Below are 19,958 nucleotides of genomic sequence, written 5' to 3' on the forward strand. Positions count from 1 at the left end.
TCTTCTATGTTTAGCTTGTACCAAGCCTACTTGATTTGTTTCTCTAGTTTGTTGTTTATACTCTCTAGTTTAACATACCTGAAGCACCGTCACATCCCGATCAGGGGCTTGGAAGGTCTTTCATCTGAAAATTTTTTACAGCAGCAAAAAACAAGGCCAGCATTATAGCCAACCTTGCTCCACTTAAGCTCTATATTAGTTCAAATACGTTAACGGATTTTCTACCGTTCCATTCTTAATAATCTCAAAATGCAGATGTGTTCCAGTCGAACGACCCGTGTTGCCCATAACGCCGATACTCTCGCCTTTTTCAACCACTTGTCCAACCTTAACGCCAATGCTGTTCAAATGTCCATACAGTGTTTCGTATCCGTTACGGTGGTTAATAATGATGACATTACCATAACCGCTTTTCTGTCCTGCAAACGTAATTACACCCTCATCAGACGCTTTCACATCGCGGTTACCTACCAGATCGACACCTTTGTGCTGGCGACCCCAACGTTGTCCAAAGCTGCTACTCATCGTTGCATTTGATACCGGCCAAGCAAATTCACCTGTGCCCTCACCAACAACTTTTGTTCCGCTAAGGACTACTTCAGTTACAGCTGCTTTAATCACTTCCTGACCAAGCCACTCTTCCTGAACCACTTCACCATTTTCTTTGGTTATACGGTACTGCATGCTTTTCAAGCCGCTTTGTCCTGGGCGCACGACTTTTGTTGTACCTGCTTTCAACTCGTCACTTTTGCGCACTTCCACTTGCGGTTTGATCTCAATCTGTTCAACAACCTGCTCAACCGATTTAACGGTTACCGCCGGTTTCGGAACGGTCAAGGTCAGTTCGTCTCCGATTTGAAGCGACGTTTCCTTGATGCCCGGATTATGCTGGCGAATCTCGCTTTGTGTTATTTCATACTTTGCAGCGATCGAAGAGATTGTATCTCCTTCACGAACCACATAAGTTACAGGCGCGTCTTTACCAACGGTTAAAGCTTTAACCGCCTCGGACACATCCCATATTTTGTTTGGATCAGCCTTCACCACATCTGTCGCTACATCTTCCTTGATGCCTACCGACTTCAGGGTTGTGCTTGGTCCCTCGTCTTTCTTCGGGGAGTTAGCCGATACCGACTTCGTCTTCAGCGAACTTCGCACAGCCGATGCCGATATGTATTTGCTCTGCACTTGTTCCAGGATTGCATCAGCTGTTGCCTGATCCTTCACAATACCAATGACTTCACCATCTACCTTAAGCTCCACACCTTTGGCGTAGGCTGTCAGCATGTCACCCAGTTTGTCCAGCGTCTCGTCACTGTTCACTTCAGGTTTGTACGCTCTTACCGTTTCGGTTGTGATGCCATCCGTGTTCAGCACCATCTCTGCATCCGGATATTTATGTTGATATTCCTCAGTTTTGTCTGTAAATAGTTGTTGTAATTGTGCCTCATCTGCAATGGTACCAATCTCGCTACCTTTAACCATTACTTTATAGTACGGTACGGTGTTTGCAGTAACATATTGTTTGCCTGCGACCCCAAGCGATGCTGCGATGAATACACCACATGCTGCTGTAATGATCCATTTGCGCGAGGCCAGAACGCGCTTCTTATTCACACTGAAGGTGGACATGCTCATGTTGTTTTTGTCTTCGGCCGTCCGGTGTTCCCCGGATTGTTCGTGTACCCGGTCTTTGCCCGGTTGGCGTATGCCTCTGAAACCTTTCATGATTCTCTCCTTTTCAGCACTTCTCAGTTCGCATTTCTGTCAAGACATCACCCATCGTGTCTGTCCCATGCTCGTTGATACTTGTATTGGTTGTCCGCAAAATCGGACTTTAGCTGCGCTCTCAAAAGTGTCAAAATTTTAACCTTTTATCACACCCGTATACTTTAACACAGGTTTTACACTCATTTCAACTCTACACGTCACACCGCAAAGCCACGCCCCGCTTGGTTTCCCTGAATTATCCATAAGATAGTGTGACTGTTCCATCACCCATTATGCCTCAACATCCGCTGTACTATGTACTTTTGTTCGCAAATTAAGACTAGGTTCTAAGACCCAGTGAAATATACTTTATTTTTCATAAAAATACATATAAAATCCCTCACCAGATCAACTCTGATAAGGGATTACGTAAACAACCTGTTTGTGGTTTATCTTAAACTGGATTTCATCTCATGCCACAATAGAAATTAACTTTTATGTCTCTATTCATTGACTGCAAGAATTACAAATCGCTTTTGCTGTACTTCCCAGAATCCATTGTGCTCCATCTCCATATGAATATCCATTAACGGCTGACGGAAATGTTCCACTTTGAAATCAGGTACTTGCCACGGGATAGTCTTTAGATAATATACCAGTGCGCCTATATCATAGAAACGTTGTGCAGGGGTTGCTTCCCGTTGCTCCAGAATACGGAATCCAGACTGTTCCAGCTGAAGAACAGCACGATCCAGTTCCCATCCAGCGTAATCCGCTGGCATAGGAATGCCGAGCCGATCATTGATCTCCCGGCAATCTGACCAACCTACCTGTTGAGTTAGAAACATTCCCCCTACCGATAGAATCCGCCTAACTTCCCGCTCATCATACGACTCATGCCGATTAAGAATCAGATCAAATTCCCCATCTGCGAAAGGAAGTTGCAAATCATCAGTCACTGGAAGCAACTTCACACCGAGCGGCTGTAAACGTTCCTCTGCAATAGGTATATTGGGGAGATAGCCCTCGGTCGCACATGTGTATGGAGGAAGGGGACGGAGTCTGGACAGCATCTCTCCTCCACCAGTCCCCATGTCGAGCATTCGTTCTGTTTGATTCAATAATCGGCGCGCCATCGTTCCATATGACCAAGGCAATATTCCGCTCTGGAGTCTCCCACTCCCTGTTACATAGCTAAAATCCCAGCCACTAAACGGCTGGTCCGCCTCTTGCAGCCCTTGCTCGTATCGCTCTTTCGCCGCCTCGGCAAACTCTTTTACTGATGGTTCTGAATTAGAATGATATAAGTTCATGGTCAATACAACCTCCAATTAGTGTATTCGTAAACACAAGTCCATCGCTTCTCTTGAAAGCACCTATGAACGGAGGTCCACGAATTGGACTGGAGGTTTCTGCAATGTTGTCTGAACGTTTTTATATGTTGTGTTCTTTACCTTTATATTTCATACACTTTTCCCTCCTACAGGCATTTCCAGAATTTATCTAAATAAATTATATTCAATCATCCTCGACAAGTCCATTACATTATGAATCAGGCGATACGTCTATGAGCACACCTGTCTTCCCTGCCTGCCTATCATCCTATTCTGTCTGCAGTACTTCCATCAGGTTGTCGTACTCTTCACTGGTCAGGTACTTCGAGATCACCTGTTCAATCTCACGTAATTCCTGTTCCGTTAGGCCACCTTCCATGGCACCTGAGATCTGCTGCATCTCTTTCTGCGGCAGCTTGTTCATGAGCAGACTGAAGATTTTTTCTTTCTCCTCTGCTGGCAGCTTGTCCTTCGCTCCTGTAATGTCATCCGGTGATACGACAATAGCATCATTGCCTGAAGAAGCACCTCCGCTGGCCGCTCCGGTTCCATTACCTGAAGCTGTACCATTACCCTGATCTGTTCCTGAGTCATTACCCGTGCCCGTATCCGTCCCATTGCCTGCACTTGTGCCTGAATTTGATCCGCCAGTCGTATCTGTACCTGAGCCTACACCTGCGCCCTCGCCTGAGCCGCTCCCTTGGGACGCATTATTGCCTGCATCTACGCCAGATTGACCGCTCTCCGTCCCATTCCCCATAACTGAAACAGCATCTTCCGGAACCTTCTCTTCGTCCGCTCCTGTCGGCTGATCTGTCGTCCCATTTCCCGATTTATTCCCCTCGCTGGTTTTACCGCCCAAAGCACCTTGGAACATGGCGGTTAACCCCATGGGTTGACCTTCCCACTGAATATTGAAACTCGCGAGTAGCGACTTCGCATATGACTGTACAATTAATCCAGTCGTGAGCAGTGTCAGTGAACTGACCAGCAACACGGTTAGCACGATTTTGACAAACCACACAAGCAACTTCATTCCGTTCTCTCCCTCCGATTATCCCACCCGTCTAACATGCGCATGTCGGGGTCTGTGACTCTACTGTTAACCAGTATTGACGGAAATCTCGGGATTATATCCGATAAACATACAAAAAACCTCCAGTCATCGCTATAAAAGCAACAACTGGAGGCTTAACATGCCTAAGTCGGCAGAGGAGTCTATTTTATAATTCAAGAAACAATCTCTCTATTTCTTCGATTACTCGTAGATTGGAAGAACTTGATTTGTTTGCTCACGGTTACGACCAACAGAGAAGATGGCAATTGGAATGCCTGTCAGTTCGGAAACACGTTTTACATAATTCTGTGTGTTCACTGGCAGGTCTTCAAGTTTCTTAGCTCCAGTGATATCTTCGCTCCAGCCTGGCATCTCTTCGTATACCGCTTCACATTCTGCCAGCATTTTGAGGCTTGCCGGATAGTGTGTGATGACCTCGCCGCGGAATTTGTATCCTGTGCAGATTTTTACGGTTTCCAGACCTGTCATTACATCCAGAGAGTTCAGGGACAGACCTGTGATTCCACTGACACGACGCGCGTGGCGAACAACAACACTATCGAACCAACCTACACGACGTGGACGTCCAGTTACCGTACCGTACTCATGTCCAGTCTCACGGATTTGGTCACCGATTGCATCATGCAATTCCGTAGGGAATGGGCCATCTCCTACACGGGTTGTGTAAGCTTTCGCTACCCCAATGACTTGCTGAATACGAGCCGGGCCTACGCCAGAACCGATACATACGCCACCTGCGGACGGATTGGATGATGTAACAAAAGGATAAGTTCCTTGATCAAGGTCCAACATAACGCCTTGTGCGCCTTCAAACAATACTTTTTTGTCCTCATCAATATATTCGTTCAGAACAACCGATGTATCACGTACGTAAGGACGCAGAATTTCAGCATATCCCAGGTAATCTTGCAGAATCTCTTCCACATCAACAGGCTGGCCGCCGTAGACTTGCTCGATGACACGGTTCTTTTCCTTGACCAGATGACGCAGTTTCAGTTCGAAATCTTCAGCATCCAGCAGGTCAACCATCCGAATACCAATACGAGCTGATTTGTCCATGTAACATGGGCCAATTCCTTTGCCAGTCGTACCGATTTTGTTCGGGCCTTTGCTCTCTTCTTCGAGTGCATCCAGTACCATGTGATATGGCAGGATGATATGTGCGCGCTCACTGATGGACAGGTTCTTCGTTGTAAAATCATTGTCATGAATATAGTTAATTTCTTCGATGAGTGCCTTCGGGTTGATAACCATTCCGTTACCAATAACACACGCTTTATCCGTGTAGAAAATCCCTGATGGAATCATCGTCAGTTTATATTTTTTGTTATCAATCAGAATTGTATGACCCGCATTGTTACCACCTTGATAACGAGCCACCACATCAGCGCTCTCCGCCAGATAATCCGTGATTTTACCTTTTCCTTCGTCTCCCCATTGCGTTCCCACTACAACTACCGTTGACATAGTTAACATTCCTCCGTGGGTGCCTTGCGCACCTTTGTATTGGTCTGTCCGTCCTCTATCCCGGCAGGCATGTTACGCAATAAACCGACTGAGAAGCGTGCTAACGGACAGTAAAAATGTCCTTCCGTTACATTCAAGGGAAGGTTTGCGCTGCTTTAACGCAGCAGTATTAGTGTACCAGTACCCTTTTTCAAAGTCAAATCAAATGGCGAACAATTAGATATAGTACAACCATAATGTTCGGGATTTACCCCTTATTTCAACACAAAAAACCGGAGACTTCAGTCCAAGCTTGCTTGACTGCTATCACCGGTTCAAGGATACCCATTTCAATGTGAATCTATATCTGGTATTTATAACACATGTTTGCGTTCAGTTGCTCTAATGGTTGATCTTCGGGACAGACGATTCTCGCTTCTTGATCGAAGTCGTCAGCACCTGCCCGTTACATCGCGAAGGCGTCATTGTGCGCCCTCTCGTAATTGACGAATTTATTAAAGTTTTTCAGGAAGACCAGTTCCACCGTACCTACCGGTCCGTTACGCTGTTTAGCGATAATGATCTCGATAATATTTTTCTTCTCGGTCTCCTGGTTATAGTAGTCATCCCGGTACAGGAACGCTACGATGTCGGCATCTTGCTCGATCGAACCCGATTCCCGCAAGTCACTCATCATCGGACGTTTGTCCTGACGTTGCTCTACACCCCGGCTCAGCTGGGACAAGGCAATAACCGGAACTTCCAGTTCCCGGCCAATCTGTTTCAGTGTACGTGAGATCTCGGATACCTCTTGTTGACGGTTCTCCCCTGCTTTACCACGTCCACTAATCAGTTGAAGATAGTCGATCAGGATCATGCCAAGGCCTTTCTCTTTCTTCAGACGACGGCATTTGGCACGAATATCCGCTACGGTAATCCCTGGCGTATCATCTATGAAGATGTTGGCTTCTGACAAAGCTGCAATACCCATCGTCAGCTTCTGCCAGTCTTCATCACCCTTGAAGTCACCCATACGCATTACGCTGGCATCCAGGTTGGCTTCCGCACAGATCATACGTTGCACCAGCTGGGCGGCTGACATCTCCAGACTGAAGATGGCTACCGTCTCCTGTGCCCGAATGGCAACGTTCTGAGCGATATTCAGGGCAAAGGCCGTCTTACCTACGGAAGGACGGGCCGCTACAATGATCAAGTCACTGCGCTGGAATCCGGCAGTCATCTTGTCCAGATCGATAAACCCGGACGGAATACCTGTTGTTGTACCCTTATTCTGATGAAGTGTTTCCACACGATCGAATACTTCCATCAATACGTCCTGAATGGCTATAAAACCACTACTGGAGCGACGGTTGGAGATCTCCAGAATGCGACGTTCAGCTTCTCCGAGCATCGCTGCAACATCTTCGCCGCCTGTATATCCTTCGCTCACGATCTGTGTTGCCGTACGAATCAGGCGACGCAGCATCGATTTCTCTTCGATAATCTGAGCGTAATAGTCTACGTTCGCGGCTGTAGGTACACCATGGGCTAGCTTCGCCAGATAACTAACGCCCCCGATGTCCTCCAGCTCACCTTTATCCTTCAGAAGCGAAGTCAGTGTCACGAGGTCAATCGGTTGATTTCCCTCACCAAGCTGGATCATCGCTTCAAAGATTAATTGATGGGGCTTATCATAGAAATCCTCGGTTTGCACCCGTTCCATCGCTGTAATCAGGGCCTCGCCCTGCAACAGGATTGCACCCAGCACAGCCTGTTCGGCTTCCAGGTTCTGCGGGGGAATCCGGTCGAATAACATTTCTCCGCCCATCTTACTCTTCCGTTACCTGTACCTTCAAGGTTGCCTTCACTTCAGGGTGAACCTTGACAGTTACTTGTGTTACGCCGAGTGTACGAATAGGCTCGTCCAGCTCAATTTTACGTTTGTCTACTTTCAGACCCTTTTTAGACAAAGCTTCTGCGATCTGTTTGCTGGTAATGGCGCCAAACAGACGACCGCCTTCGCCGGACTTGGCTTTCAGTTCAGTCACTTCTGCTTCCAGCTTCTTCGCAAGTGCTTCCGCTTCAGCTTTCTCTTCCTGTTTGAGTCTTTCCTCAGCCGCCTTCTGGTTGTCCAGTGTCTTCATGTTGCCGTCTGTTGCCAGACGTGCGATTCCCCGTGGCAGTAAGAAGTTCTGTGCGTAACCCTCAGATACTTCTTTCACTTGCCCTTTCTTGCCTTGACCCTTCATATCTTTTATAAAAATGACTTTCATTCGAACAGCCCCTCTTCCTTTTCGATTTCAGCCAGTACGTTCGTCAGCCGTTTTTCTGCCTCTCCAAGCGTTCCTTCAAGCTGCACGGCAGCATTCGTCAAATGTCCGCCACCGCCCAGTCGTTCCATGACAACTTGAACATTCATGCGCCCCAGCGATCTCGCGCTGATGCCAATCAGTCCATCCGGACGCTCACTAATCACAAATGAAGCGACCACGTCAGTCATATTCAGCAATGTATCCGCCACCTGGGCGATCATCATCTGTGAAATCTTGCTACCAGGGTCTGTGACCGCCAGCGCAATGTTTCCATATACCATTTTAGCATGCTTTATGATTTCTGCCTTAGCAATATATTCTGACAGATCCTCTTTCATCAACCGCTGGATCATAATGGTGTCCGCACCGCTACGGCGCAAGAAGCCTGCCGCTTCGAACGTTCTGGACCCCGTGTGCAGTGCAAAATGCTTCGTATCCACCGTAATCCCGGCAAGTAGAGCCGTAGCTTCTAGCGGAGTGAATTGTACCTTATCATGAATGTATTGCAAGAGTTCGGTTACCAATTCGGCAGCAGAAGACGCATAAGGTTCCAGATAGATCAACACTGCATCATTGATGAACTCTTCACCCCGCCGATGGTGATCCACAACTACGACACGGGTAGCAGACTGTACCAGTTTCGGTTCCATGGTCATGGAGGCCTTATGAGTATCCACCACCACCAGCAACGTGTGCTCGGTCATCATCTGGGTTGCCTGTTCCGGTGATACAAATGCTTTGGACAACTTCTCGTCCTTGTTCACTTGCTCCATCATGCGTTCAATCGATGGATTAATTCCATCCAGAACAATTCGTGCTTCCACATTGTACAGACTGGCCGCTTTCCACACTCCGATGGATGCACCGATCGCGTCCATATCCGGAATTTTGTGCCCCATGATGAGCACCCGATCGCTCTCCTGCATGAGATCACGCAGCGCGTGCGCAATAACGCGGGCTCTTACCCGTGTCCGTTTCTCCACTGCGTTAGACTTGCCGCCATAGAAAGACAGGCGTTGTCCGGATTTCACGGCAGCCTGATCACCACCACGTCCAAGTGCCATGTCCAGACTGGACTGTGCCAGTTCTCCCATCTCGCTGATGCTATCCGATCCAAACGCCAGTCCAACACTGAGTGTCATTGGCACTTTGAGGTCAGCAGTCATCTCCCGAACCTCATCCAAAATGACAAATCGGCTCTGCTCCAGTTCCTGCAAAGACTTATGATTCAGCATCAACAGATAACGATCAGAAGACAGACGGCGCAGGTACACTTCGTACCGCTTGGCCCAAGACGTAATTTCGCTGGTCACTCGAGCAATCAGCGCTGTACGCTGTTGATCGTCCATGCCTTGGGCAGCCTCGTCCAGGTTATCCAGAACGAGAATTCCCAATGCAAGGCGTTCATTTTCATATTTATCACGAAGAATGGCTAACTCCGTAATCTCGTATACATATACATACCGCTCCTGCGGGTTATGAATAACTCCATAATGCCGATCATCCAACTGGAATTCATCATGCAACTCCTTGGATGAATGTTCCTTCGTCCCATCCTTCTTCTCTTTAGGCTGAGGAAGTTTGGGAAACATATTAAGTAGCGGATTACCCACCATTGTCTTCTCCTGGAACATCTCCGCGACAAAGCGGTTATGCCACTCTACCGTACGATCTTCGCTGTACAGCACAATTCCGAATGGAAGCATGCTGACCGCTTCCCCCTCCATCCGTTTGATCCGAATAGATAGGCCATTAATGTAGTCGTTAAGCTCACGGCGGAACGCGAGCTCCGCCTTAATCATGACGATTCCCAGCGCCGAAGCCAGTATCAGACTAATCAAACCAAGCGTCCAGTTATAAATGGTAACGAACATAACGAGCAACAGCAGCAGTATGAACGCCCATACGGTATAGTAGCCGTGCCAGCGTTTCTTCAGAAATTTAGGCATGACTCATCACCCTATCGTTTTGATTTCGATATTGCCTCACGAAGCGGGAACGCCAGATCGATAATTCCGATAATCCGAAGCGGACCAATGAAGAAGACCGCTGCCGCCAGGAAATATGGTATAACCGGATTCCATTTCTTTGTATGTGAGAGAAAGAAGAAGAAACCGATCGCTTGAATCATGAAGCCCAGATTAATTAACGGGGACAGATTCATGGCAATCATGGTCCAGTATGTGCCATCACTTTGTCTGGAGATCACTTCGATCAACAGAGCAAGGAAATAATACCAGATCAATGCACGTGGCATACGCCATTCTCTCGCTGGTGGAAGCTTCGATACCACCACACCCATCACGTTCAGAATCGGACGAGCAATGGCGTGTGTAATAAAGGCCATTACCATCGATGTGACAACGAGAGCAAACGGAATCATAAGCTGTGTTTGTTTGGCAACATCCTCGGTCATCTCAGGTGTCCATGCAAACCCGTTGATCATCTGATTCGATGTATTGGTTAACGGTTCAATGGTCAATTTGACTACATCTTCAATATAACTGGACAGGTCGAATTGGAAAATGACACTGCCGACCAAGAGCAACAACAAGTATTCTGCCAACATCATGCCACTTCCCGCCATCAGCGCGAACAGGGCCGATTTGCGTGTTTTATACGCGTGACCCATAACGATCGCAGGCAGGGTAAAGATGAGCAATAGTAACAGATAGATGGGGTGGAATACGACCAAAATAACGGCTACGGGCACGAGATGCCATATAAATGATTTTAAAGATAATGAAGCATACAAAATAACTCCCGGAATCATCATAAAAAATATGGCAAGTACCGATAAAGGAGTTAACAGCGAAAGTAGCAAGAGCAGATAAACTGCGCTCCAAACAGCTGATTTAAAGCTAAATTTCAACAAATTCACCTCTTACGCATATGATCTTCTAGCGAGGAAATATCCTGGTACCAGTCTTCAAGCTGGTGACCTTCCTGTTTATGCTTTTTCAACTTCTCAACTAGCAGTGCATCCAGATCCTTGAAAGGAATACCGAGCCTGCGGCCCAATATGTAACTACTCATAATCAAACTGGCAAGACTGTCCCCGATTCGAGTTGTACTGCCTTCCCATAACGCCTTGAATAATCGGGATACCTGATCAAGCACTTCGGTTTTCAGCCATTCAATCACTTTAGCGCGTTTGGCTACATCCAGTTCTTTAGGCATATTGGCGAAAGTCACTCTCCCCCGAAAAAGCTTTATTCTCGATTATAGCATAAAAAGAGGGCCCGCAAAATTACCCCAAAAAGCGGAGAAGTTCTCCGAAACTGATGTCAGGTACTTATGCGGAGTCCTCCGTACATCCTATCGACCTATATATTTGTAAAAAACTTCGAATGCGCCCCTGGTTCAGGACTTCTTAAGTTTAACATGATACCGGACGGCTGTGATTATCCCTCATGACACAATAATGTTTAAATTCGTAACAGCCTTACTTAGCCTTGATCGATTCTTTGGCTACAATGCCCTCGCAGTACTCAATAATCTGACTCCGTCTGACAATACCAATAAACCGATCCATATCATCGACCACAGGGACAAAGTTCTGAACTTTAGCCAGATTAATCAGGTCCTCCATGTTGGCATTAATGGATACGGGTTTAATATCCAAGCGAAGTGGAACATCCTTGAGCAAGAACTTTGAAGCGTTTTCAAATGAAATCTTTCCCTCGGCATTCTTCATATACCACAGTAAGTCGCCTTCGGTAACCGTACCAATATATTTGCCCTCTTTATTCAAAATGGGTACCGCCGTAAAACGATGATATTCCATCCGTTCCAACGTTTGCCGTAGCGTAGAATCCGACGTCACGCACGTAACCTCTTGTTTGGGTAGCAAAAAAAATGCGATGTTCATACCCTTGTGTATCCTCCTTGTGAATTTCTTCGTTCAACTTATCTCGCTCAACTTATATTATACGGATCAGAACGCAGGATGTTCCAAAAGGATAATAGTTCTCAATACAAAGAAAAAAAACAGCAGCCCGCGAATAAACGTACTGCTGATTGTGGTCTACAACACATCATTGGTATGGAATTGGTTATTCAATCTTTTGCCGGTCAGGGATCATTACTTCACCGGCTGGGGTCGATTGATCCATCCAGTTGTTAATCAGCTCTTTGGCATATTGGACATCTTTCTCGTCAGCCTGACCATAATAGATACCGTCTTTTTTCATCCCCTCACCCAGGATGGTGAAGCTTGAAATCTGCGGTTTCTCCTGAGTAAGCACTTGTTTAGCCAGATCAATAATGAAAGAAGCTCGCATATCCGTCTGGAAGCTGTCTCCCATGATCTGAATCAATTCCGGAATTTTGGCAATTTGATTCAAATTCAGCATCTCATTCGCCATCGCGTTCAGGAAAATCTGCTGTCGCTTGGTACGATTAAAATCGCTATCCTCACGGTATCTTACATAATACAGTGCTTCCTGCCCGTCATAGATCGGCTTACCGCCTTCAATCGTGAATTGCACATGATCCGGATTCTTGTTCACAATGTCCTCATCAATTGGCAGTTTTACACCACCGAGCGCATCAACCACTTTTTTGATTCCGTCGAAGTTGATTGTTGCATAATAACCCACATCAGCATCAAGGAATTTCTCCACCGTATTGATGGACATATTCTCCCCACCAAAAGCATAGGCATGCGCCAGCTTATCATAATCATCTTCGCCGTCCTTGTTGGCATCCCGTCCTACAATCTGCACATACGTATCACGTGGGATCGATACCAACAGCACACGGGATTCCTTCGGACGTACTACAGCATAGATGACGGTATCCGAACGTCCACGCGTTTTTTCATAGGCGCGTTTGTCCGAACCGAGCAGTAATACGGAGAAAGGTTCCTTACGGTATACCGTTGGATCAGGCGTGTTGTTGCCTTCTTGCGGTACATAAGAACGGGATAGCTGATCTTCTACCGAACCGGCGAGAAACAGATCAAATGCCGCTACAGCCAGTTGCTGACGGAACAAATAACCTCCGATTAACAAAACAACAAGTGAAACGAGCGTTATATATAGGCCTTTTCTTCTTTTCTTCTTCTTATCTTTAGTTCTGCTTTTCATCCATTGATTCCTTCTTCACTGTCAAAATGATAATCCATAATACCAATTAAACGTCTGGGATGCCTTGTGACTCGGTGTTCTCTGAAGTTTTCTCTCTCTGGAGTCAAGACACCGCTTACGCTCGTTCTATTGTAATCATTGCGAGAGCAAGAAAAGTTACAATCCGGTTAAATTGAAAAGAACAGCGACTCCTTTTTAGCTACAAAAGGTACACTGTTCTCTTCATTTCTAACGTTATCGAATCAGTTCGTGGATATACTTTCCACGTGTTGGCTCTTCTCTTTTTGACGCAGACGTCCCGTTATAAGCGCAGCTACCAGCGTAAGCACACTGAATACCACCGCAGACCAGAAAAGGCCATTATAACCCTGCCCTGTCGTTTGATGCACTGCCTGGAGCAACACATCACGGATACCTGCATCAGGAATCTGGGACAGGCCCTCTGTCAGACTGGATACATCACTCCCTGCTGCTCCACCCGAGGCATATTGCTCCAGCATTTCAGGCGGCACCTGAATTCCTTTGTCAGCGAATCCTGCCTGAATGTTGGACCCCAGATTAATGAAAGAACGTGCCAGGAATCCAGCGAAAATCGTAGGTGCAATAGCCATCGCCATCTGGCGGAATAACGAACTGGTCGCTACCGCGATGCCTTTGTTGTTCTCCCCCGCCTGTTCCGTGACAAGTACGTTAACTGGCGCACCAAGCATCATGCCGAAACCGATACCTACGAGTGTACTCGCGATGACAAATTGCCAGATATGCTCCACCCATAGCGGGAACAACAGGAATCCAATGGCAGATAACAGCCCCGCAACCGATAACGTCCAGATCGGCCCTTTGCGGTCAACGAGGTATCCACCTCCACCTGCCCCGATGCCGGATGCCAGCGCGAGTGGAGTAAACCAGTACCCGGAAGCTGTATTGGATACGCCGAGATATTGCTCAACAAATCCGGGAATAAAGATCACTGAGGCCAGAATGGCTCCCGAGAAAAAGGCAATTAGCAACGTCCAGCGAAAGGACGCAATGCCCAGAAGCTGTGTCGATACAACAGGTTCACGTTCAGATCCTTCCAGCCTTTTTTCCATGAAGTAAAAGAGCACCAGAATGATTACACCTGCCAAGAAGAAACCGTAGAACATCGGTGATCCCAGGCTTTGAAGCATGTTCACACCGTCCAGATTGCTGAAGCTATACATTAAACTGAGTACACCCAACGTTAGGACAGCAATACCGCTCCAGTCCACTGCTGCACGGTTCAGTTCCTGCTCTTCCTGAATGAATCGAATACCTGCAATGAACAGCAGTATGGCGATAGGCACGTTGATCAGGAATAACCAATGCCAGTTGCCCGTAAGGTCCAGTATAAAAGCACCGACATTGGGTCCCAAGATAGCGGCAACACCATTCATCCCTCCCAGCAGACCCAAGGCTGTACCTTGTCGCTCCGCCGGGAACTTGCTTAATACGTATGAGCTGGCAATGATAAAAATCCCACCACCGCCCAAAGCTTGAATGACACGAGCAATCAGGAAAAAGGTAAATGATGTGCTCAGCGCAACGAGCAGAGACCCGATCCCAAACAACGCCACTTCAATCAAAAATAGCTTCTTGCGACCATAACGGTCCGACAGTTTGCCCGCAATAGGTACACTCACCGCAAGCCCAAGCGTGTAAAGCGTAATCGTCCATGCTCCCCATGTTGGCGACACACCAAATGATGCATTTAAGGTGGTCAGTGAAGAGGTGATGATCCCGTTATCCAGCGCAGCCATAAATACCCCTATGGCGAACAGGATTAGCGGCCATTTCATTTGTTTTTGCATCACAAATTACCTCCCGATCAGATCGTAAATTCAGTATCGTACAGTTGGTTTGGTACATATATATTAAACCGAGTTGAATAATAATGACTCACTGGTCATTTTAAAACAAAAGAAAACCATATGTCAATTTAATAATATGGTTATATGGATCAATTTACCTCCGATTCGATAACATAGAGCTACCACATGTTCAGTCGAACCTGCGGACAGCCCTCATATCTTATCTAACGTACTAACGCTTGCGTAATGCTTCAATAATCTGGTCTGACTCGGTTTCCCGAAAACCCATAGTTGAATAACTTCCGAGTCTCCACAAAACGCCCTTCACGAGTATCTGTTCCAAATACAACTGATATCAGTCTTTTGCCATCACGTTCAGCTGTCCCCACAAAATGATATCCGGAATCTTCATCATACCCGGTCTTCAATCCGTCATTCCCATCGTAAGCATACGGCCCACCAATGGAGGACAACATCCAGTTCGTGTTGCTCATGTACATCCCTTTTTGGTGCATTGATACTTGCATTTGACTGGAGATTCTTAAAATCTCGGGATGGTTATTCAGCAGATATCGCGCTAGCTTGCATGCATCTATAGCCGTCATTAAGGTCTGCCCTTGTATTTCCATCGGACGGTTAGGACCAAGCAACTTTTCACTGAGGCCCGTTGAATTCGTGAATTGTGTATCCTCAGAAAGTCCAATCTGAGTTGCTTTCTGATTCATCTGTTGCACAAACTTCTGCTCTGTACCACTGATATGTTCAGCCAGAGCAACCGCTGCATCATTGGCTGAATAGACAGCTATGATCTCGAACAACTCCTGAACGGTGAATTGCTCTCCCTGTTTCAGGGTCAGTTGACTGCCCCCCACGGAGCTGGCATACAGACTCACATTAACAAGATCATTCCAGCCTATATCACCATTGATCACGGCCTCCATTACTAACAGTTCTGTCATCAACTTACTGACGCCTGCCGGAGCAATCTCTTCGGAGCCGTTAAAATCCATTAAGATCTGTTCAGAGTTCATATCCATTAATACCGCAGATTCAGCTTTAATTCCCGGTTTGCCTACCAGCATGTCCGGTTTCACACCCAAATATATAATAAGCAAGAGAGCTAGCAGCATACCTGCCCGTTTCCACCATTTTTTCATAAGATGATCACCTCTTACCTATATAGACGAAGTAAAGAGGCATTTTGTCTGCACTTTTTTGAAAAAAAGTTAAATTTTTTTTATTTTTTGGTTACAAAAAAAACATGAACCCATACACCCATGCCAGAGTGTACAGAATCCATGTTTTAAAGACACTTTTTATTCATTTTCCCAGGAGAATTCTTCATTAATAACTAGCAACCGGCTTCTTAAAGGACCCCAATCCTTACAGCTGCTAATTTAAGAATGTTTTACTGAGCTACAACTGCTTTGTCTGCATTAACTTGCAGGTCGCTCAGGTAAACGCCTGTTCCATCACCAATCGCATAGTTCATTACACGTTTGTTAACGGGTGCTACAACTGCACGATACAGTGTAGGGAATACAGGAACTTCATCTACCATGTATTGTTGCCATTGATTGTAGATCTCTTTACGCTTGTCTACATCAAATGCTTCAGCAGAGATACCTTGTGCCAGCAATTTGTCATTCTCTTCGCTGGAGAATCTGGAGAAGTTGTAGAGTGCATCGCGGCCATACAGACCAGATGGATCTACGTCAATACCAACGCCCCATGCTGCTTGATACACATCAATGTTTGGATCATCTTTACCTGTGTTACCTACACGGTCATAGAAGCTGTTGAACTCAACCATTTCCAGGTTTACTTTCAAACCAATAGCTGCCCATGATTGAACATAATAACGAGCCAAAGGTTCAGCTGTGTCGCCACCAGTCATGGATACAAAGTTGATTTCGAGTGGTGTTCCATCCGGATTTGTACGGAATTCACCATCCAGTTTGTAACCAGCTTCGTCGAGCAATGCTTTCGCTGCTTCTGGATCATATGCTACACCCGGATTGTTGGAATCATGGAATTCTGGGTGAGACGGTGGAATCAGGGTTGTTGCATTCCAACGCAGACCATTATAGAAACGTTTACCAACTTGATCGTTATCTACAGCCATCCACATGGCTTTACGCAAGTTTTTGTCGCCCATTTTTGCTTCGGCATTGCTTACAACTTTTCCGTTCTCTTCATCCCACGTACCCAGTTTGAAACCGATGTACGTATAAGCACGATCGATTGTGCCCAGGAATTCTACGTTGGACAGGTTAGCATTGTCTTTGTATTGATCTGTCGGGAATGCATCCACGAGATCTACCCCGCCAGATTTCAGTTCTTGAACAACCGTTGTCGGGTTGATAACTTTCAGAGTTACACCATCCAGTTTTGGAGCTCCACGCCAGTAGTCATCGTTTTTAACAAAAGTTACAGACTCACCTGGAGTGATCACATCCACTTTAAATGGACCAAAACCAATTGGTTTTTCACGTACTTCTTTGGAAGAAGACATTTTTGCTACATCCATATCACCGAAGATATGTTTAGCCAGAGGATACGTCCATACGCCACCTGTCAGCAGGGACGGAGTGGATTCTTTATACGTAATGCTGATTTGTTTGTCGCTCAGCACTTTAATACCAGAAATTGTTTTTGCTTTTCCAGCATGATACTCGTCCATACCTACTACACTAGTGAAGTTGGAGTCGTAACGTGGACCATCATACGCTTTGTTACCAATAACTTCATAAGCAAACTGCAGATCTTCAGCCGTTACCGGCTTGCCATCATGCCAGTTTACATTGTCGCGAATGGTTAGTGTGAACGTTTTGCCATCTTCGGAAGTCTCATATGTTGCAGCACCATCATTGGTGTACACATAGTCTTTATCCCAAGTCAGCAAGCCTTCATCAAACCATTGAAGAACCTGTGCATCCGGGTTACCGGAATAGAAGTTAAAGTTCAGTGTACCTTCAAAAGCAGTATCCGATACAAGTCCGAATGTAATCGATCCACCCTCGATCGCAGTACCCTCATTCGTTTTGACATTGTTGAAGTCATCAATGGAGTAAACGCCCTCTTCATTAGCAGGTTTTTCCTCCGTTTTTCCCTCTTCTGTGTTGGAAGCTGGAGCTGGAGTAGCCGCTTCTTTCTCAGAGCACGCTGCGAGCACCAATACAAAGACCAACATCATCGTGAAAAATAGTCCCCGTGAAAATAATCCCTTTTTCATGAACCTTTCCTCCCTTTTTTTAACCTCTTCTTTGTCTTGCATCAGTCGCACGCTTTAGGGCTTGACCGACATTATTTATACTCAACATCAATACCAGAATCAGTACCGATGCGGGTAGCCATATCCACCATCTGGATTCCAGGGTTTGCGGATTACGTGCATAACTTACGAGTGTTCCAAGACTAGGCGTACTTTCGGGAAAACCAAACCCAAGGAAAGACAGCCCGGATTCGAGGCCAATGTTGGCAGCGAGATTCAATGTCATCGTTACGATGATAATGGAGCTCAGATTCGGAAGAACCTGTGAGAGCATAATCTTCAGATGAGAAGAGCCCAATGTTTTTGAAGCTTTTACATAATCCAGTTCCCGTTCCTGTAATGCTTTGGAGCGAATCAACCTGGCGATACCCATCCAGAGAAATGCCGTCATGATTAGAGAGAACGAGATGATATTGTATTTCGGTACTGCCGTAACAAACGCGATAACAATCATCAACATCGGAAGGATCATGAAGAAATCAACAACACGCATAAACAGGTTGTCTATCATTCCACCGAAATAACCGGATAAAAGGCCAATTAAGATACCTATGAAGCCAGTCATTAACGTTACGATAATTCCAATGGTCAGGGAGTTACGTGTACCGATGACCAGTTGGCCAAATACATCACGACCTCCATAGTCCGTTCCAAGCCAATATTTCGCGGATGGTGGTTCATATAAGGCAAACAGATCCACGCGTACGATATCATCCTGATTCAGAATGAGAGACGTGCCATATACCAGCAACATGACCAAGCCCAAGAAAATGAGCGAGATTAGTGCCACCTTATCTCTGACAAGCTCCCTCCATAAAATACTCAAGCTGGAGGGGCTTTTATCAACCTTTTGTGAAGTTACAACTACCTCGTTGGCCTTGCTCATCTTGTTTTCACCCCGAAATCTTCAAGTTCTTACTTGATCCGTATACGTGGATCTACAATTCCCAGAATTATGTCAGACAGCAATGCCCCGAGAATGGAAGCTACGCCATACAACAATACGAGTGCAGTCACAACGCTGAAGTCACGCAATGAGATGGAACTCAGGAACAACTGCCCCATACCTGGATAACTGAATATACTTTCGATAAATACCGTGCCTCCGATAAGTCCTGTGATCTCATATCCAAAGAACGCGGCGATAGGTAATAGTGAATTCCTCAAGATATGCCTGTTGTAGATCCGAGATTCCGAGGCACCTTTGGCTCTGGCAGTAATAACGAATTCCTTATGCTTGATATCAATGATTTCACTACGTAAATATTGAACCGTAGATACCGTTGTAATCAGTGCCATGGATAGTGCCGGCAATAATAGATGATAGAACTTACTCATTACGTAGCTGAATGTGCCTGGTGTAAGTCCTGGCGCAACGCTACCTCCTGTCGGGAACCAGCCGAAGTGGAATCCGAAGATCCATACCATCACCAGTGCGAAGATGAACAATGGTGCGGCAAACCCCAGATAGGTGTATCCCGTGATCAACCGATCAGACCAGGTATCGTTGTAACGACCGCTGATGATACCCAGTGGAATAGCGATCAGGTAAGTCAGTACAAGTGTCGCCAGTGCGAGCCAGAATGTATTTGCTACACGCTGACCGATCAAGTCGGTAACCGGCATTTTGAAACGGAAGGATTGCCCAAAATCACCTTGGATGGCGTTTTTGATCCAGTCCCAATATTGCACATACCAAGGATTATTCAATCCCAATCTCTCTCGCTGGGCTTCCAATGCTTTGGGATCAACGCTTGGATCAAGCAATCCCGTTAGTGCATCGCCCGGCATGGCCTTGGCCATCAGAAAGACCAAAAGACTAAGTAAAAAGATCTGAGGGATCATTATGATAATTCTGCGTACTATCGTTTTCCACATATGGCCT

At 46.2% G+C, this 19,958-nt stretch carries 16 protein-coding genes; all 16 read right to left on the bottom strand.

Going from position 1 to position 19,958, the window contains the following annotated elements; genetic code table 11:
* Positions 1-195: 195 nt before the first annotated feature.
* Complete coding sequence (locus MHI48_RS30405) at positions 196-1,728, bottom strand: peptidoglycan DD-metalloendopeptidase family protein (protein WP_083677528.1); 1,533 nt, start codon at positions 1,726-1,728, stop codon at positions 196-198.
* Between the two features lie 485 nt (positions 1,729-2,213).
* Positions 2,214-3,023: a class I SAM-dependent methyltransferase gene (locus MHI48_RS30410; protein ID WP_245838436.1), complete on the bottom strand. Its 810-nt coding sequence runs from the start codon at positions 3,021-3,023 to the stop codon at positions 2,214-2,216.
* Positions 3,024-3,312: 289 nt separating this feature from the next.
* Positions 3,313-4,080, bottom strand: a complete 768-nt coding sequence (locus MHI48_RS30415; protein ID WP_076329300.1) for a hypothetical protein — start codon at positions 4,078-4,080, stop codon at positions 3,313-3,315.
* A 222-nt stretch (positions 4,081-4,302) separates the two neighbouring features.
* The gene (locus tag MHI48_RS30420) at positions 4,303-5,589 is read right to left on the bottom strand and encodes an adenylosuccinate synthase (RefSeq protein WP_036671866.1); all 1,287 of its coding nucleotides are present in this window, start codon (positions 5,587-5,589) and stop codon (positions 4,303-4,305) included.
* A 445-nt stretch (positions 5,590-6,034) separates the two neighbouring features.
* Positions 6,035-7,396 carry a replicative DNA helicase gene (dnaB, locus tag MHI48_RS30425; protein ID WP_036611922.1) on the bottom strand — a complete coding sequence of 454 codons (1,362 nt, stop codon included), beginning with the start codon at positions 7,394-7,396 and terminating at the stop codon, positions 6,035-6,037.
* A gap of 1 nt (position 7,397) precedes the next feature.
* Positions 7,398-7,841: a 50S ribosomal protein L9 gene (rplI, locus tag MHI48_RS30430; RefSeq protein WP_036611925.1), complete on the bottom strand. Its 444-nt coding sequence runs from the start codon at positions 7,839-7,841 to the stop codon at positions 7,398-7,400.
* The gene (locus MHI48_RS30435; protein WP_076216655.1) at positions 7,838-9,829 is read right to left on the bottom strand and encodes a DHH family phosphoesterase; all 1,992 of its coding nucleotides are present in this window, start codon (positions 9,827-9,829) and stop codon (positions 7,838-7,840) included. Before MHI48_RS30435 ends, rplI begins: the two co-directional genes overlap by 4 nt.
* 11 nt (positions 9,830-9,840) lie before the next feature.
* Positions 9,841-10,752: a DUF2232 domain-containing protein gene (locus MHI48_RS30440; RefSeq protein ID WP_036612044.1), complete on the bottom strand. Its 912-nt coding sequence runs from the start codon at positions 10,750-10,752 to the stop codon at positions 9,841-9,843.
* A 5-nt stretch (positions 10,753-10,757) separates the two neighbouring features.
* Positions 10,758-11,060, bottom strand: coding sequence for a MazG-like family protein (locus tag MHI48_RS30445; protein ID WP_036611930.1), 303 nt, complete (start codon positions 11,058-11,060; stop codon positions 10,758-10,760).
* 265 nt (positions 11,061-11,325) lie between these two features.
* Positions 11,326-11,751: a CBS domain-containing protein gene (locus tag MHI48_RS30450; protein ID WP_017691444.1), complete on the bottom strand. Its 426-nt coding sequence runs from the start codon at positions 11,749-11,751 to the stop codon at positions 11,326-11,328.
* 184 nt (positions 11,752-11,935) lie between these two features.
* Entirely contained in the window at positions 11,936-12,970 is a 1,035-nt protein-coding gene (locus MHI48_RS30455) for an LCP family protein (RefSeq protein ID WP_036671869.1), read from the bottom strand.
* A gap of 242 nt (positions 12,971-13,212) precedes the next feature.
* Positions 13,213-14,799, bottom strand: a complete 1,587-nt coding sequence (locus tag MHI48_RS30460; protein ID WP_076329299.1) for an MFS transporter — start codon at positions 14,797-14,799, stop codon at positions 13,213-13,215.
* Positions 14,800-15,050: 251 nt separating this feature from the next.
* On the bottom strand, positions 15,051-15,956 hold the full coding sequence (locus MHI48_RS30465) for a D-alanyl-D-alanine carboxypeptidase family protein (protein WP_076320181.1): 906 nt from the start codon (positions 15,954-15,956) through the stop codon (positions 15,051-15,053).
* 251 nt (positions 15,957-16,207) lie between these two features.
* The gene (locus tag MHI48_RS30470) at positions 16,208-18,034 is read right to left on the bottom strand and encodes an oligopeptide ABC transporter substrate-binding protein (protein WP_047841026.1); all 1,827 of its coding nucleotides are present in this window, start codon (positions 18,032-18,034) and stop codon (positions 16,208-16,210) included.
* Positions 18,035-18,053: 19 nt separating this feature from the next.
* On the bottom strand, positions 18,054-18,959 hold the full coding sequence (locus MHI48_RS30475; RefSeq protein WP_036611941.1) for an ABC transporter permease: 906 nt from the start codon (positions 18,957-18,959) through the stop codon (positions 18,054-18,056).
* Positions 18,960-18,988: 29 nt separating this feature from the next.
* Positions 18,989-19,951: an oligopeptide ABC transporter permease gene (gene opp4B / locus MHI48_RS30480; protein ID WP_036611942.1), complete on the bottom strand. Its 963-nt coding sequence runs from the start codon at positions 19,949-19,951 to the stop codon at positions 18,989-18,991.
* Positions 19,952-19,958: the final 7 nt, after the last annotated feature.

It is taken from the genome of Paenibacillus sp. FSL H7-0942, from assembly GCF_045040715.1.
Lineage (GTDB): Bacteria > Bacillota > Bacilli > Paenibacillales > Paenibacillaceae > Paenibacillus > Paenibacillus amylolyticus.